This is a genomic window from Nocardia sp. NPDC051321, from assembly GCF_044455225.1.
Taxonomy (GTDB): domain Bacteria; phylum Actinomycetota; class Actinomycetes; order Mycobacteriales; family Mycobacteriaceae; genus Nocardia.
The window spans coordinates 153,439-168,548 of the sequence record NZ_JBITEM010000015.1 but is presented as its reverse complement, the minus strand read 5'-3'; the positions used below and the strand labels follow the sequence as shown (position 1 = coordinate 168,548).

The 15,110-nt window shown below is 64.9% G+C and carries 13 protein-coding genes and 2 pseudogenes; 8 read left to right on the top strand and 7 right to left on the bottom strand.

Going from position 1 to position 15,110, the window contains the following annotated elements; genetic code table 11:
- Positions 1–220: 220 nt before the first annotated feature.
- Positions 221–1,453, top strand: a pseudogene (locus tag ACIA8C_RS33095) (LCP family protein); the annotation flags it as partial.
- A gap of 88 nt (positions 1,454–1,541) precedes the next feature.
- Here ACIA8C_RS33095 and ACIA8C_RS33090 read toward each other — a convergent pair.
- Positions 1,542–2,039 carry a GNAT family N-acetyltransferase gene (locus ACIA8C_RS33090; protein ID WP_397141532.1) on the bottom strand — a complete coding sequence of 166 codons (498 nt, stop codon included), beginning with the start codon at positions 2,037–2,039 and terminating at the stop codon, positions 1,542–1,544.
- Positions 2,040–2,174: 135 nt separating this feature from the next.
- Complete coding sequence (locus ACIA8C_RS33085) at positions 2,175–3,245, bottom strand: aldo/keto reductase (RefSeq protein ID WP_397141530.1); 1,071 nt, start codon at positions 3,243–3,245, stop codon at positions 2,175–2,177.
- Positions 3,246–3,368: 123 nt separating this feature from the next.
- Between ACIA8C_RS33085 and ACIA8C_RS33080 the strand changes: the two genes are divergently transcribed.
- Positions 3,369–4,295 (top strand): helix-turn-helix domain-containing protein, encoded by a 927-nt coding sequence (locus ACIA8C_RS33080; RefSeq protein ID WP_397141528.1) that lies wholly within the window; start codon positions 3,369–3,371, stop codon positions 4,293–4,295.
- On the opposite strand, the gene ACIA8C_RS33075 is transcribed toward ACIA8C_RS33080, so the two are convergent.
- On the bottom strand, positions 4,279–4,530 hold the full coding sequence (locus ACIA8C_RS33075; RefSeq protein WP_397141526.1) for a hypothetical protein: 252 nt from the start codon (positions 4,528–4,530) through the stop codon (positions 4,279–4,281). The two genes, ACIA8C_RS33080 and ACIA8C_RS33075, sit on opposite strands and share 17 nt — an antisense overlap.
- Before the next feature lie 202 nt (positions 4,531–4,732).
- The gene (gene rpsT, locus ACIA8C_RS33070; protein ID WP_396989280.1) at positions 4,733–4,993 is read right to left on the bottom strand and encodes a 30S ribosomal protein S20; all 261 of its coding nucleotides are present in this window, start codon (positions 4,991–4,993) and stop codon (positions 4,733–4,735) included.
- 326 nt (positions 4,994–5,319) lie between these two features.
- Between rpsT and ACIA8C_RS33065 the strand changes: the two genes are divergently transcribed.
- The 4 genes from ACIA8C_RS33065 to ACIA8C_RS33050 all read left to right on the top strand — a co-directional run bounded on the left by ACIA8C_RS33065 (position 5,320) and on the right by ACIA8C_RS33050 (position 9,757).
- Entirely contained in the window at positions 5,320–6,975 is a 1,656-nt protein-coding gene (locus ACIA8C_RS33065) for a circularly permuted type 2 ATP-grasp protein (protein WP_397141710.1), read from the top strand.
- Positions 6,975–7,946 (top strand): alpha-E domain-containing protein, encoded by a 972-nt coding sequence (locus tag ACIA8C_RS33060; RefSeq protein WP_397141524.1) that lies wholly within the window; start codon positions 6,975–6,977, stop codon positions 7,944–7,946. The genes ACIA8C_RS33065 and ACIA8C_RS33060 overlap by 1 nt, the downstream gene beginning before the upstream one ends.
- A complete protein-coding gene (locus tag ACIA8C_RS33055) occupies positions 7,943–8,785 on the top strand; it encodes a transglutaminase domain-containing protein (RefSeq protein WP_397141522.1) in 843 nt (280 codons plus the stop codon). The genes ACIA8C_RS33060 and ACIA8C_RS33055 overlap by 4 nt, the downstream gene beginning before the upstream one ends.
- 186 nt (positions 8,786–8,971) lie before the next feature.
- On the top strand, positions 8,972–9,757 hold the full coding sequence (locus ACIA8C_RS33050; protein WP_397141520.1) for an aquaporin: 786 nt from the start codon (positions 8,972–8,974) through the stop codon (positions 9,755–9,757).
- A gap of 93 nt (positions 9,758–9,850) precedes the next feature.
- Here ACIA8C_RS33050 and ACIA8C_RS33045 read toward each other — a convergent pair whose 3' ends face one another.
- The 3 genes and pseudogenes from ACIA8C_RS33045 to ACIA8C_RS33035 all read right to left on the bottom strand — a co-directional run bounded on the left by ACIA8C_RS33045 (position 9,851) and on the right by ACIA8C_RS33035 (position 12,398).
- Positions 9,851–10,402 (bottom strand): type II toxin-antitoxin system PemK/MazF family toxin, encoded by a 552-nt coding sequence (locus ACIA8C_RS33045; RefSeq protein WP_397141518.1) that lies wholly within the window; start codon positions 10,400–10,402, stop codon positions 9,851–9,853.
- Between the two features lie 206 nt (positions 10,403–10,608).
- Positions 10,609–11,280 (bottom strand): annotated as a pseudogene (locus tag ACIA8C_RS33040) (DUF4276 family protein).
- Positions 11,277–12,398: an AAA family ATPase gene (locus tag ACIA8C_RS33035; RefSeq protein ID WP_397141516.1), complete on the bottom strand. Its 1,122-nt coding sequence runs from the start codon at positions 12,396–12,398 to the stop codon at positions 11,277–11,279. The pseudogene ACIA8C_RS33040 and the gene ACIA8C_RS33035 overlap by 4 nt, the downstream one beginning before the upstream one ends.
- Positions 12,399–12,579: 181 nt before the next feature.
- Between ACIA8C_RS33035 and lepA the strand changes: the two genes are divergently transcribed.
- Together lepA and ACIA8C_RS33025 are read left to right on the top strand one after the other, a co-directional pair.
- Positions 12,580–14,439, top strand: coding sequence for a translation elongation factor 4 (gene lepA, locus ACIA8C_RS33030; protein ID WP_397141514.1), 1,860 nt, complete (start codon positions 12,580–12,582; stop codon positions 14,437–14,439).
- A gap of 35 nt (positions 14,440–14,474) precedes the next feature.
- A complete protein-coding gene (locus tag ACIA8C_RS33025) occupies positions 14,475–15,092 on the top strand; it encodes a Uma2 family endonuclease (protein WP_397141512.1) in 618 nt (205 codons plus the stop codon).
- Positions 15,093–15,110: the final 18 nt, after the last annotated feature.

Below are 15,110 nucleotides of genomic sequence, written 5' to 3'. Positions count from 1 at the left end.
CAATGAGCCGGACTGCGCAGCGCGTGCTGACACAAATGTTTCTGGGTTTAGCGGGTTGTTGCAATAGATCGCAACGTCAGGCGAGGTTTGTCCGGCCTTGACAGGTCTGCTCAGAGTATTCGATAACGGACTCGAGTGTGCTCGCAGGAGCCTGGCCAGCGTTTTTCCGTGAATTCGGCGAATTGCTAGCTATTGAAATCGTGCCAAACTGGGTTTGGTTATGGACGAGCGAACTGCACCGGTCTTTCCGGTCGATGAATCCCGGCGGACCGGTGCTTGGCACGGTCGACGGCGGCGAGGCGGTGTGCATCGACGGCCGGAACGGCGGGTGGGGCTCACCGTGCTGAAAGTAGTGGCCGGGGGATTATCGGCGGTGGTTTTGGCGGGGACGGCTTTCGGGTGGGCGACGGCGGGGCGGTTCGACAAGGGGTTCACCAGGTCGGCGGCGTTGGGGGTGGACGCGCCCCGATCGCTGGCCGGCGACGTGAATGTGTTGTTGATCGGGCTGGATACTCGCAAGGACCAGGACGGGAATGATCTACCCAAGGCGATCCTCGATCAGCTGCACGCGGGGGATGGCGAAGAGGGCGGGTACAACGCGAATACGTTGATCCTGGTGCATATTCCTGCGGATATGAAAAGAATTGTCGCGGTGTCGATTCCGCGCGACGACTACGTCAAGGTGTCCGGCATTCCTGGCTACACCAACGTGAAAATCAAAGAAGCGTATGGGCTGAAGAAGGCCGCCGTCCAGGACCAATTGATCAATCAGGGCGTGACCGATGGCAAGGCGCTGGAGCGTGCGGGGCGGGAGGCCGGCCGGGCGTCGATCGTGCAGGCGGTGCGCGACTTGACCGGGGTGCCGATCGATCGGTTCGGCGAGGTTACGCTGGCGGGCTTCTACGACCTGGCCAAGGCGCTGGGCGGAGTCGAGGTCTGTCTCAACAAGCCGGTGAACGACAGCTACTACTCCGGCGCCGATTTCCCCGCGGGCAGGCAGCGGCTCGACCCGGCTCAGTCGCTGGCCTTCGTGCGGCAGCGCCACGGTCTGGAGAACGGCGACCTCGACCGGACCCACCGTCAGCAGGCATTTCTCACGTCGGTGGCCCTCGATCTGCGCAAGGCGGGCACGTTCACCGATGTCGGCAAGCTATCCGCGCTGATGGATGTCGCGCACCGCAATATCGTGCTGTCCGACGGCTGGAACATCACCGACTTCTTGCGGACCCTCGGCACCGCCGAGAGCCCAGCCGTCGAATTCCGCACCCTTCCGGTACTTCGCTACGACAACATCAACGGTCAGGACGTCAACATCATCGATCCGGCGGCCATCCGCCGCGAGGTCCGCGCCGCCTTCGGCGACCCGGATCCCACTGTCGTGCTGTACAACCCACCCCGCCCGCAGACGCTGTCGACCACCGACCCGCTCGCTACATCCGCGATGCCGACACCAGATGTCGGAAAGCCGGTGGACGCCACCATCACCGGCGACACCATCCCATGCGTCAACTGAGAAGTGGGATGGCGCAGCCGGTTCCGTGCTAATCGCGCCCAGCGACAGCTGGTCGGGGCAAATCCCGGCCGAAGTAGTAGCTCTCGGATTGGCCGAGGTACAGGCCGAAGCCGGGGATCGACAGGTAACCGGCGGAGGTGTAGAGGTTGATGGCTTCTGGCTGCATGTTGGCGGTTTCGAGGACTACTCGCCGGCGTCCGGTGGCGGTCGCGCTCTGTTCGATGGCGGCTAGCAGTTGCCTGGCCAGACCGCGACCGCGGGCCTCTTCGGAGACGTACATGCGTTTGAGTTCGGCGTCTCCGTCGCGGAATCCGGGCTCGTCGCCGTCGTGGGAGCGCCAGCCGGCGCAGGCGACCGGTATTCCGTCGAGATAGCCGACGAGGAAGGTGCCGAGGGGTGGTTCGAATTCGGCTGGATCGGTTGGGGTTTCGTCTGGGCCGCCGTAGCGCGCCACGTACCCCTGTTGCAGCTCGGCGATCAGCTTCTGCGCATCCGGGCTGCTGTAGGCCCGTGCCACAAGATCCATAGTGTGCACGCTAGCGCGCGTGTCGAGCCAATTTTCAGACCCTCACCGCGTGTATTGACGTAGCGAGGCACCGAATCTCATCGCAGCAGTGCGCGGCGGTGCGGGCAATGCCGGCACCGCCGCGTCGCCAGTCGCTCAGGCGCGCCCTTGAACCTTCAGGCCACCGGAGACGACCGTTTGGGTCATCTCCCGCGCCAGCATGTCGTGCGGGAAGCCGAGTTCGATGGCGCTCGCCTGCTCCAGCCGATTCAGTTGTGCGGCATCGAATTCGACGTCGAGCGCGCCGAGGTTGTCCTCCAACTGGGCGGTGGTGCGGGCTCCGATGATGGGCGAGGTCACCCCGGGGTTGCGCAAGGTCCAGGCCAGCGCGACCTGCGCGGGCGACTTGCCGATCTCGGCGGCGACCTCGGTGACCACGTCGGCAATGGCCAGCGACTTCTCGGTGAGCGAACCCTGTGCCGCGACCACGTTCTTGCGGGTGCCCTCGGGCGAGCCCGCCGCCTCGTGGCTCAGGTCCGCGCGGGTGTACTTGCCGGTGAGCACGCCGCCACCGAGCGGCGACCACGGGATGACGCCGAGACCGAGCTCGCGCGCCATCGGAATGAGGTCACGTTCGACGGTGCGCTCGATCAGGCTGTATTCGACCTGCAGGGCGATCAACGGTGACCAGCCGCGCAGGTCGGCGATCGTCTGCATGCGGGAGACCTGCCAGGCAGGCGCGTCGGAGATGCCGACGTAGAGCACCTTGCCCTGACGCACGAGATCGTCCATGCCACGCAGGATTTCGTCGACGGGGGTCATGAAATCCCAGGCGTGCAGGTACAGCACGTCGATGTAGTCGGTCTTCAGCCTGCGCAGGCTCGCCTCGACCGAGGCGAACATGCTCTTGCGGTGGTTGCCACCGGAATTGGGGTCGCCCTGGCGGCGCAGCATCGTGTATTTCGTTGCCAGCACCAGGCTTTCGCGGTTGTCCGCGGTGAATTCGCCGAGCAGTTGCTCGGAGCTGCCGTTGGTGTACTGGCTCGCGGTGTCGATGAAGTTTCCACCGCGGTCGAGGTAGGTGTCGAGAATCTTGCGCGCCTCGTCTTTATCGGCACCCCAACCCCAATCGGCGCCGAAGGTCATCGTGCCGAGAGACAGCGGAGACACCCGAAGGCCCGAGCGGCCGAGCAGCCGGTAGGTATCGAGGGTGCGGGCTCCGGACATGTCCAGCTCCTTGTCGTTGGTGCTTCTTGTTGATGGAACCCAGTGTGGAACGGGGCAAGCAGATGGGTAAGGGAAGCTTCTTCCTGGGAAAGCCAGTCCTAGGCAGCCGTAATATCGAGGGCGATGACTGGAATGGTGAACGCGACAGGCGGCGCACGAACCGGCGGCCGCGGTGGGACGGTGAGCGCCGCGAATCCGACTCAGGAACTGGCGGCGTTCCTGCGGGACCGGCGAGAGCGCCTGATGCCCGGTGACCTCGGGCTGCCCGTGCGCAGGCAGGCACGCCGCACGCCGGGGCTGCGGCGCGAGGAGGTCGCGGAGTTGGCGGGGGTCAGCACCGACTACATCGTCCGGCTGGAGCAGGGGCGTGGCCTGCGACCGTCGGCAGACGTGCTGGAGGCCTTGTCGCAAGCGCTGCGGCTCGATACCGACGAGCGCGCCTACCTGTTCGATCTGGCTCAGCAGCGGCCGCCGAACGCGGGAAAACCGGCCACCGTGCCCGCGCCCGCACTGGCCATGCTGGTGCACGATCTGTCGCCCTTACCGGCGATGCTGGTGAACCACCGCTACGACATCCTGGCCTGGAACCGGGAGATGTCGCGGCTGGTCATCGACTTCGACACGCTGCCGCCGCGGCATCGCAACGCCATGTGGCTGTGCCTGCTGGAGCCGAGCATGCGCGAGTTCTATGTGGAGCGTGAGCGCATCATCCGCGAAGGCATCGCGGATCTGCGCGCGGCGTGGGCCGCGCATCCGGAGGACCAGGTGCTGAGCGATCTGATCGCCGAGTTCACCCAAAGCGCGGAGTTCGAGCGGGCGTGGGCCCAGCACGACGTGAAGGTGAACGGGCGCGGGGCCAAACCGCTGCGCCACCCGATCGTCGGACAGTTGGTGGTCAATTACGAGGTGCTGATGCCGGTGCAGGACCCTGACCAGCGCATCGTCATTTATCGAGCGGCCGACGCGGATTCTCAGACGGCGCTGGACCGGCTTGCGGCCGATCCGGCGCCGTTGGTCGATCGGGCACCAGGACTCACTCCACAGAGCTGAGTACTAGCTCCTCTTCGTCTTCCTCGGACTCCTCATAGCGGCCCTCCCAGTCGTCGTAGACGGGGACTTCGTCGTCACGCGTGACGACCCACTCCAACGAGTGATTGCCCTCATCGTCGATGGGAACCATCACGTTCTCGATCTTCACCCCGATGCCGAGGACCTCGGCGGCCCGAATCACGTCGGGCAGATCCTCGCCACGGACCACAGTCTGATTGGCGTAAACGGTAACCATGCGCCGAATGGTAGCTGGAACCACCGACAGGCTGTGGCCCGATCCAGAATCCTTGGTGATGAACACTGGGCTGACCGGCTGTATGCATGAATCCGACCAGCTGGACCCGCCTGACCGCTCATAGGCACGACAAAAGCCGCCGTGGTCGTCGAGGCCACGGCGGCTGCGTCAATGCCTGCGGTACCGGATCGGTACCGGAAAATCAGATCTTGTTCAGAGCCAGCGCGAGGGCCGACTTCTTGTTGGCGGCCTGGTTGGCGTGGATGACGCCCTTCGAGGCAGCCTTGTCGAGCTTGCGGCTCGCGGTCAGGAGCTGCGCGGCGGCCTTCTCTTTGTCGCCGGCCGCGGCAGCTTCCCGGAAGCTGCGGATCGCGGTGCGCAGCGCGGACTTGACCGACTGGTTACGCTTGCGCGCCTCCTCGTTGGTACGGATCCGCTTCAACTGGGACTTGATGTTGGCCACGCCTGTTTCCTCGTGTTCCTGTCGCTGAGTGGTTTGTGCTGGAAAAGTTCTTACGCGTGCGTCGCACCCTCGATAAACGGGTAACGCAACGCCGAAGGTCGAGAATACCAGCCGCCGCTCGGCGCACGAAATCAGCACTGGGCCGCCTCGGCGAAGGACACCGACCGGTCGGTGTCAAGACCGGGCATATCGCCGGTAGCGGACTAGTGATGCGAGAAATTTACCTGTGTCACACACAGCATTGCCGCTGCGTGTAGCACGATTTTTGCATGACTCCCGCCTCGCCGCCACGCTCGGCGCGATCGGCCGCGTCCAGACCGGTCGGTATGAACGGGCGGGCCGCCAGCAATGGCAAGGTCGCGCCCCCAGGGCTATTCGAAGGTTATCGACCAGGCCGGTACGCGGACGCCTTCGACGAGATGTTCGACGGCGCAGGCCGGGTGCGGCAGCCGTACAAGGGGCTGTTCGCCGCGCTCGCGCCGATCGACGTGTCCGACCTCGCGGCGCGTGCGGCCGCGCTGGACCGCGCGTTCATCGATCAGGGCATCACGTTCTCCTTGTCCGGGCAGGAACGGCCGTTCCCGTTGGATCTGGTGCCCAGGGTGATCGCCGCCGCGGAGTGGGCCAAGCTCGAGCGCGGCATCAAGCAACGGGTCGTCGCGCTGGAGCTTTTCCTCGCCGATGTGTACGGCGAGCAGAACATCCTGCGCGACGAGGTGATCCCGAAACGCCTGGTCACGTCCTGTCAGCACTTCCATCGCGAGGCCGCGGGGCTGGTGCCGCCGAACGGGGTGCGTATCCATGTGGCCGGCATCGACCTCATTCGCGACGAGCGCGGCGACTTCCGGGTGCTCGAGGACAACCTGCGCTCGCCGTCAGGTGTGTCGTATGTGATGGAGAACCGGCGCACGATGGCGCGGGTCTTCCCCGATCTGTTCTCCTCGCACCGGGTGCGGGCGGTCGGCGACTATCCGAGTCATCTGCTCGCGGCGCTGCGTGCGTCGGCCGCGCCGAACGAGGCCGATCCGACGGTGGTCGTGCTGACGCCCGGCGTGTACAACTCGGCATACTTCGAGCATTCGCTGCTGGCCAGGCAGATGGGCGTGGAACTGGTCGAGGGGCGTGACCTGTTCTGCCGCGACAACGTCGTCTATATGCGGACCACCGCGGGCGAGCGTCAAGTGGACGTGATCTACCGCCGAATCGACGACACCTTCCTCGATCCCATGCATTTCCGGCCGGATTCGGTGCTCGGCGTCGCGGGCCTGCTGAATGCGGCGCGGGCGGGCAATGTCGTCATCTCCAGCGCGGTCGGCAACGGTGTCGGCGACGACAAGCTGATCTACGCCTACGTGCCGACGATCATCGAGTACTACCTCAACGAGAAGCCAGTGCTGCCGAACGTCGACACCTACCGCTGCTGGTTGGCCGACGAACGCGACGAGGTGCTCGATCGGATCGCCGATTTGGTGGTCAAGCCGGTCGAGGGTTCCGGCGGGTACGGCATCGTGATCGGGCCGGACGCCTCGCCGCGGGAACTGGAGGCGTCGCGCCGCCGGATCAAGGCGGACCCGCGCGGGTGGGTCGCGCAGCCGGTGGTGCAGTTGTCGACGGTGCCGACGAAGGTCGGGAATGAGCTGGTGCCGCGGCACGTGGACCTGCGGCCGTTCGCGGTCAACGACGGTGACGAGATCTGGGTGCTGCCCGGCGGGTTGAGCAGGGTCGCGTTGCCTGAGGGTTCGCTGGTGGTCAATTCCAGTCAGGGTGGTGGCAGCAAGGACACCTGGGTGTTGTCCGGACGGGATTCGTTGGCTGATCGGGAATTGGCCGGTGCGGAGCTGGTCGGTGAACCGCCGCAATCGGATTCGCGTGAGGTGGGGCGGGATCTGACGGCGTCGCAGGCGAATCAGCAACAGCAGCAACAGCAGCAGGAACAGCGGCAGTCGCCGGGTGGGCGACTATCGAGGGTGGTGCTGCGCTGATGCTGGCCCGCAACGCGGAATCCCTGTACTGGATCGGACGTTACGTCGAGCGCGCCGACGACACCGCGCGAATCCTCGACGTCGCGGTACATCAGCTGTTGGAGGACGCGACCGTCGATCCCGACCGCACCTCCCGAGTCCTGTTGCGGGTGCTCGGCATCGAACCGCCGGAGGGCACCCTGGACGTCTGGTCGGTCACCGATCTCGTCGCCTTCAGTCACGACGGCGGCTCGATCATCGACTCGATCGCCAACGCCCGCGAAAATGCCAGGGGCGCAAGGGAAGTCACCTCCAGCGAGATGTGGGAATGCTTGAATGCCACCTACATCGGGCTGGCGGTCGCGGAGAAGGCGGCGCGCAGTCTCGGGCCGCACGAGTTCTTCCACTATGTGCAGGACCGTGCGGCCATGTTCGCCGGACTGTCCGACTCCACGCTCAGCCGCGACGACGGCTACCGCTTCCTGCTGCTCGGCCGCTCCATCGAACGCGTGGATATGACTGTGCGACTGCTGCTTTCGCGTGCCGGTGACCGTACGTCCTCGCCCGCCTGGGTGACCGTGCTGCGCTCGGCCGGTGCGCACGACACCTACCTGCGCACCCATCGCGGCGCGCTGGACGCCCATCGGGTCGCCGAATTCATCCTGCTCGACCGGCTTTTCCCGCGATCGGTGTTCCACTCGGTGCGGGTGGCCGAAACCTGTCTTGCCGAACTGGATCAGCGGCCGAGCAGCCGGGTCGGGGCCAGGCACGAGGCGCAACGTCTGTTGGGTCGCGCGCGCAGTGAGCTCGAATTCCTGCCGCCCGGTGTGCTGTTGGAGGATCTGCGGAACCGGCTGATGGAGTTGCAGAAGACGTGTCGCGAGGTGAGCGAGGCGATCGCGCTGCAGTACTTCCACGCGGCGCCCTGGGTGGCGTGGACCGATCTGCACAGCAAACGGGACGGTCACGCGCAGGTGGAGGGGGAGGTATGAGCTGGCGAATCCGGGTGGTGCACACCACCGGTTATGTCTACGACGCGCCGGTCACCCGGTCGTTCAACGAGGCGCGGCTCACGCCGCGCGCGGACAGCAGGCAGAACGTGATCCTCAATCGCGTCGAGACCGAGCCGTCTACCCGTTCCTACCGCTACACCGACTACTGGGGCACCGCGGTCACCGCGTTCGACTTGCACGCTCCGCATACCGAATTGGAGGTCACCGGCTCGTCGGTGGTGGAGACCGAGCCGTTCGCAGGGCCGGCCGAGGAGCTGGACTGGCATCGATTGCGCACGGATCGGATCGCCGACCGTTTCGACGAAATGCTCGCGCCCACTTCCTATGTGCCGAGCGATCGTAAACTGGCCGGTATCGCCACCCAGTTGGCGAAGGGTCTGCCACCGGCGAAAGCTGTTGTCCGCGCGGCCGAATGGGTGCACCGGGAGATGAACTATCTCGCGGGCACCACCTCGGTGCATACCTCGGCGGTGCAGGCATTCGCTGAAAGACAAGGTGTCTGCCAGGATTACGCGCACCTGACCCTGGTGCTGTTGCGCAGCATGGGCATTCCAAGCCGATACGTCTCCGGCTACCTGCATCCCGATCCGGCCGCCGAAATCGGCGTGACCGTGGCGGGCCAGTCGCATGCGTGGGTAGAGGCATGGACCGGGATGTGGTGGGGCTACGACCCGACCAACAACATCGCCGTCAACGAACAACATATTTCGGTCGGCGTCGGCCGGGATTACGCGGATGTGCCGCCGTTGAAAGGCATATTTTCCGGAGGTGGCTGCACCGACCTGGAGGTCGTTGTAGAGATCACCCGACTCGCGTAAAGACACGCTGCAAAGGTCATTGTCGCAGGTAATTCGGACGCGTAGCGTCTCGAAGGGATGATCTCCTCAGTACATGGGTAACTCGCCGGGTACGTCCGAGTTGTCGCGCACCTGACGTTGGACCTGTGACCAAGTCTCGCGGCCGTGACTGATATGGCCTAAATACGCGGAGAGGCGGGTTAGCAGATGTCGACGGCTCAAGAATTCGTCGAAGAGGTGGCCGAATATGGGCCGATTCCCGACACCAAGAAGTGGGGCGCGGAGGCGCTCGGCACGTTTGTGCTGGTGATGGGCGGTGTCGGTACCGCGGTGCTGGCGGGGGACCGGGTCGGCGCGCTCGGGGTGGCGTTGGCCTTCGGGCTCTCGCTGTTGTTCCTGGTTTATGCGATCGGGCCGATCTCCGGATGTCACGTGAATCCCGCGGTGACGGTGGGGCATTTGCTGCTCGGGCGGATCAGCGTGGTCACGGCGGTCGGGTATTGGATCGCGCAATTGATCGGCGGATTCCTGGCCGGGCTCGTCTTGTTCGCGCTGGCGAAGAATTTGCCATCCTATGACCGCGAGGTCAATGGGCTCGGCGCGAACGGCTGGGGGCAGCACAGTCCGTCGGCGCAAAAGGGTCCAATGGGCGAGATCGTGCTGCAGAACGGGTACGGGATGGCCGCGATGATCATCATCGAGGTCATGCTGACCGCGCTGCTGGTCTTCGTGGTGCTCGCCTCGACCGACCAACTCTCCGATGTGCCGCTGGCCGGTCTGTCGATCGGCGTCACGCTGGCGGTCATCCACCTGATCTCGATCCCGGTGGACAACACCTCGGTCAACCCGGCCCGCAGCCTCGCCGTCGCGCCCTATCAGGACGGGGCGATGGGGCAGGTCTGGGCCTTCGTGGTGTTCCCGCTGATCGGCGGCGCGCTCGGCGCGCTGGTCTACGGCCTGCTGTTCGGCCGTTCCCGCAACCTGCTCTCCTGAGTTGAGCCGCCGGGCCCGCCGACCATGTCGGTGGGCCCGTTGCTATTCCGCCCCTTCAGTTGCCGGCCAAGGCGGTGGCCAGCCCTATTCGGCTCAGTGCCAAGCGTATTCGGCGCACAGTCGGTGGGCGACGAGGTCGAATGTCTTGCGGGCCAGGATCGCTCCCTCGCGGCGGATGCCGTCCTCCGGCACGTCGAGCACCCGATCCAGCCGAACCCAGCTCGGCCTGCCCTCGGGATCCCAACTGCCGCTGCCGATCCCGACCCAGTTTCGGTCGTGTGCCCGGTCCGCCTTCGAGGAAAGCATCAATCCGAGCAGCGTCCGGCGATCGCGTCCGACCACCAGCACCGGCCGATCCTTGCCGTTGCTCGGATCTTCCTCGAACGGCACCCAGGTCCACACGATCTCGCCGGGATCGGCCCGCCCGTCCAGCTGCGGCGAGTACACGATCTGGCGGGCGCGCTCGGCCGTCGGCACCGGGGTGGACGCGGTCGGCCGCACCTTCACCGGCGGTGTCCGTCGCGAAGACAGCGACCCGACCAGCCGCTCCACCAGCTTCGGTCCCTGCTGCCTGACGATCTTGGGACCCTGCTCCTTCGCGATAAGTCCGAGCTGCTTGCCGAGGGAGTTCCAACTTCGGGCCATATTCGCAATATAACGGCGCCCCGCCGTCTTCTCACCTGCCCCGCGCCAACTACGAATGTGCTGTTTTGGGCTCCTGCTGCCGCGCCGGCGGGCCTAGTCGGGCAATGGCCCTCGCGAGCAGGCAGGAGGCCCGGTGCTGTGGGATCCCGCTCTCATAGCGGACGGCATCGAATGTGTGAGTCCTCACTACATCCGTGGTTCCGCGATCACGACAAGTGACTGTCCAACAGTTCGAGCCAGGCATCTAAATGGGGGCATTGGTTCCGGAGCTCCACAACACCGAGGTCGGCTATCGCCAGCGGGCCGTCGTTTGTTTTCGAGTACTGCGGGCAGTAGTTGAAGATCCGCTTGGACGGCGCGGTGTCCGGGCCGTCGTTGACCAGTTCCGGGCCACCCGCCAGGTGCACGTCTTTGACCAGTTGCTCAGTCAACCCTGGCAATAGGCAGCCGACTTGCTCGGCGGCGGCGAACACTTAGGTCTCCAGCTCGTGCAGGATCAGATGCGGCACGAACCGGCGATCGGCTGTGGCGGCCGCGAGAGACTGTTCGACATGCACGACCCGGCCAAGTGGCGGCAGGCCGGGCGGGATGTCGGCCATTCCGGGAGCGTCTGGCGGGAACGCATAAAAGTCGAACAGCGTCGTCAGAACTTCGAGGCTCGAATCTCGCAAGAGGAGCTTGATCTCACGTTCGACCTTGGACCAACTGCTGACACCACCGCGATGGTTGGGCCCACCTGCGGGGCGCCTTGTTGTGACGATGGACTGCGTCACCGTCCAGCCGCGGGCGGCGAGGTAGGGGCCGAGCACATTGTTGACGACGATTTCCTCGCTCTGCCCTTCCACCAGGAAGTGCAGCCGGTGATAGTTGGCCGTCATGCCTGGTCGAGATCCTCCCTGGCGGGGCGACCGCCGAGCAGGTTCTTTTCCCACAACTCGCCGAGCGAGTACTCCGCCAGCCAGGCTTCCAGCTCGGCGGCGTCCGGCCGCGAGAAGGACGATGCTCCGGCTTTGCGCTCTACGACAATAAGGTCATCGACCTCGAATTGGTTCATCAAGGTGACCGATTGGGTGGCGATCAGGACTTGACTGCGCACCGAGGCCTGCCGAAGTAAGTTCGCGAGTTGCACGATGGCGAAGGGGTGTAGCCCGAGTTCGGGTTCGTCCAGGACGACGAGCGCGGGCAGCTCCGGTTGCAGCAACAGTGTTGCCAGACAGACGAACCGAAGTGTGCCGTCTGACATCTGGTTGGCCGAAAAGACAGCGTCGGAGCCTTGCTGTTGCCAGCGGAGGCGGATGCGATCGTTGTTCTCGGGTTGCAGCACGAAATCGCGGAAGAACGGTGCCACCAGCTGGATCGCACCGACAATTCGGCGATAGGCGGCCTGGCCGGTGGCCTCGTCGCTGGTCTGTAACCGGTACAGATAGGGGGCGAGGTTTCCGGCGTCCGAACGCAGATTCAGGTTGTCCGCAGTAGAGACCATCCGCTTCACCGGCGCGTCCGCGCTGGTGTCGTGGAAGTGAAAGACCTTGCAGCCTTCGAGAAGTGCGAAGACGTACTTGGCGATACCGCCGCGCGGGCCGCCGACGTCAGCAGCCAGTCGGGTCTCTCGATGCCCGCGTCCAAGCGATTTGCTGTACGGCCGGTCATATTCTGGCTCGTGGTAGTAGACGATCTCGGATTCGAAGATCAGTTCGTCGTTCGCTGCCGGGACGAGGACGGCCTCATACGAGTTGGGTTCCGCGTCGAGTTCGAGACGAATCCGGGAGGTACCGTCCCCGTCGGTGAGCAGCGCCGAGGCACCGCCGTTGAGGCCGACGAACAGTCCGAGTTCGCAGTCGACGATCCGCCCGAGTAGGGCGAGCGCCTGAACGAAGTTGCTCTTCCCCGCCCCATTCGCACCGACCAGGATGTTCAGTTTCCGGAGCTCGACCGTCGCCGATCTGATCGAGGTGAATCCCTCGATCTGGATTGTTTTCAGCGGTTGGCCAGGCATGGCCTAACTCTACGATGAGCCACCGACGTTCCTGGGATTGCTCGCGACTGAGCCCCGTCGGCAGTCGCTCGCGAATCGACAGGGAATCGGCACCAATGCCAGCCCGGATCGCGCTCGGGTACACCGCTGGCGGGAGCTGCGCACTACACGTGGGACGATAGACGGCAGTTTGCCGATACCCATGAGGAGTGGAGTGCCCGCCAGCTTCGCCGACACGACGTTCACCGATCCGTCCCGGATCCGGAACTTTTGCATCATCGCGCACATCGATCACGGGAAGTCGACGCTGGCCGATCGGATGCTGCAACTGACCGGTGTGGTCGAGGAGCGGCAGATGCGCGCCCAATACCTGGACCGGATGGACATCGAGCGCGAGCGCGGCATCACCATCAAGGCGCAGAACGTGCGGCTGCCGTGGCAGGTCGACGGCACCGATTACGTGCTGCACCTGATCGATACGCCGGGCCACGTCGACTTCACCTACGAGGTGTCGCGCGCGCTGGAGGCTTGTGAGGGCGCGGTGCTGCTGGTCGACGCGGCGCAGGGCATCGAGGCGCAGACGCTGGCCAACCTGTATCTGGCGCTGGACAAGGATCTGACGATCATTCCGGTGCTCAACAAGATCGACCTGCCTGCCGCCGATCCGGATCGCTACGCGGGCGAGATCGCGCACATCATCGGCTGCGAACCAGACGATGTGCTGCGGGTATCGGGCAAGACCGGCGTCGGCGTGACCGAGCTGCTCAACGAGGTCATCAAGACGGTGCCCGCGCCCGTCGGTGATCCCGACGCGCCCGCCCGCGCGATGATCTTCGACTCGGTGTACGACACCTACCGCGGCGTGGTCACCTATGTCCGTGTGGTGGACGGCAAGCTCACGCCGCGCGAGAAGATCAAGATGATGTCCACCGGTGCCACGCACGAGATGCTGGAGATCGGCATCGTCTCGCCGGAGCCCAAGCCGACCCAGGGTCTCGGCGTCGGCGAGGTGGGGTATCTGATCACCGGTGTGAAGGACGTGCGCCAGTCGAAGGTCGGCGACACGGTGACCTCCGCGCGAAACGGTGCCACCGAACCGCTTGTCGGCTACCGCGAGCCGCGCCCGATGGTGTACTCGGGTCTGTATCCGGTCGACGGCTCCGACTACCCGGACCTGCGCGACGCATTGGAGAAGCTGCAACTCAACGATGCCGCACTCACCTACGAGCCGGAAACCTCGGTGGCACTCGGCTTCGGGTTCCGGTGTGGCTTCCTCGGCCTGCTGCACATGGAGATCACCCGGGAGCGGCTGCAGCGCGAGTTCGACCTCGACCTGATCTCCACCGCACCCAACGTGGTCTACACCGTAGAGATGGAAGACGGCAGCGAACATGTCGTCACCAATCCGTCGTACTGGCCCGAGGGCAAGGTCCGGCACGTGTACGAACCGATGGTGAAGTGCACCGTCATCTCGCCGAGCGAGTTCATCGGCTCGATCATGGAGCTGTGCCAGGGGCGTCGCGGCGAGCTCGGCGGCATGGACTACCTGTCCGAGACCCGCGTCGAGCTGCGCTACAGCATGCCGATGGCGGAGATCATCTTCGACTTCTTCGACTCGCTGAAGTCGCGCACCCGCGGCTACGCCAGCCTCGACTACGAAGAGTCGGGCGTGCAGGACGCGGCGCTGGTCAAGGTCGACATCCTGCTGCAGGGCGAGGCGGTGGACGCGTTCAGCGCGATCGTGCACAAGGACGCCGCGCAGGCCTACGGCAACAAGATGACCACCAAGCTGCGCGAACTCATCCCGCGCCAGCAGTTCGAGGTGCCCATCCAGGCCGCCATCGGCTCGAAAATCATTGCCCGCGAAAACATCCGCGCCATCCGCAAGGATGTGCTCGCCAAGTGCTACGGCGGCGACATCAGCCGCAAGCGCAAGCTGCTGGAGAAGCAGAAGGAAGGCAAGAAGCGGATGAAGACGATCGGCCGCGTCGACGTCCCGCAGGAAGCGTTCGTGGCGGCGTTGTCCTCGGACGCGGCGTCGGACAAGCCGAAGGGCAAGTAGGGTCGACCGCACGCTGACCGCGAAGGAGTTCGCTGATGTCGCTGCCTACCTGGGCCACCGATCCGTCCAGTCTGGTTGTCACAGAAGAGCAGTACGAGGCGCTGCCTCCCGAGGTGTGCCGGACGATCGAGGTGGTCGACGGGCGAGTCGTGTTCTGCGAGTCTCCGACGCCGGGGCATCAGCGGGTGTCGCGTAACTTGACGATGACGCTGTTGGTGGCACGGCCGGACGGGGTCGATGCACCATGCATCGACGTCTTGCAGGACACCGATATGCGTTTCCGGAGCCGAAACCCGCATTCCACGCGAGACGGCAAGAAGTTCACCTTTCGGCGTCCGGATATCAGCGTGCTGCGGTGCTTGAAGCCAGGCGAGCGGCTCTGGTCGGACGACGTTCTGGTCGCGATCGAGATCACCTCGTCTGATGTCGAGGTGGACTTCAACGACAAGCGGGCCGAATATGCGGCGCAGGGCATTCCGGTCTACCTGATCGTGGTCATGGACGGTGATCGCATCCACTCGATCGAGGAGTACCGGCTGGACTGGAGCGGCCGCAACTACCAACTCGTTTTCTCGCATCGAGGCTCACTGGTCACGGATCTGCCGGAGGCAATGAAGGTTAGCGTCTCGTTCGAGGACCTCGAACGGATCTGAGATCAGGTCGGCTCAATC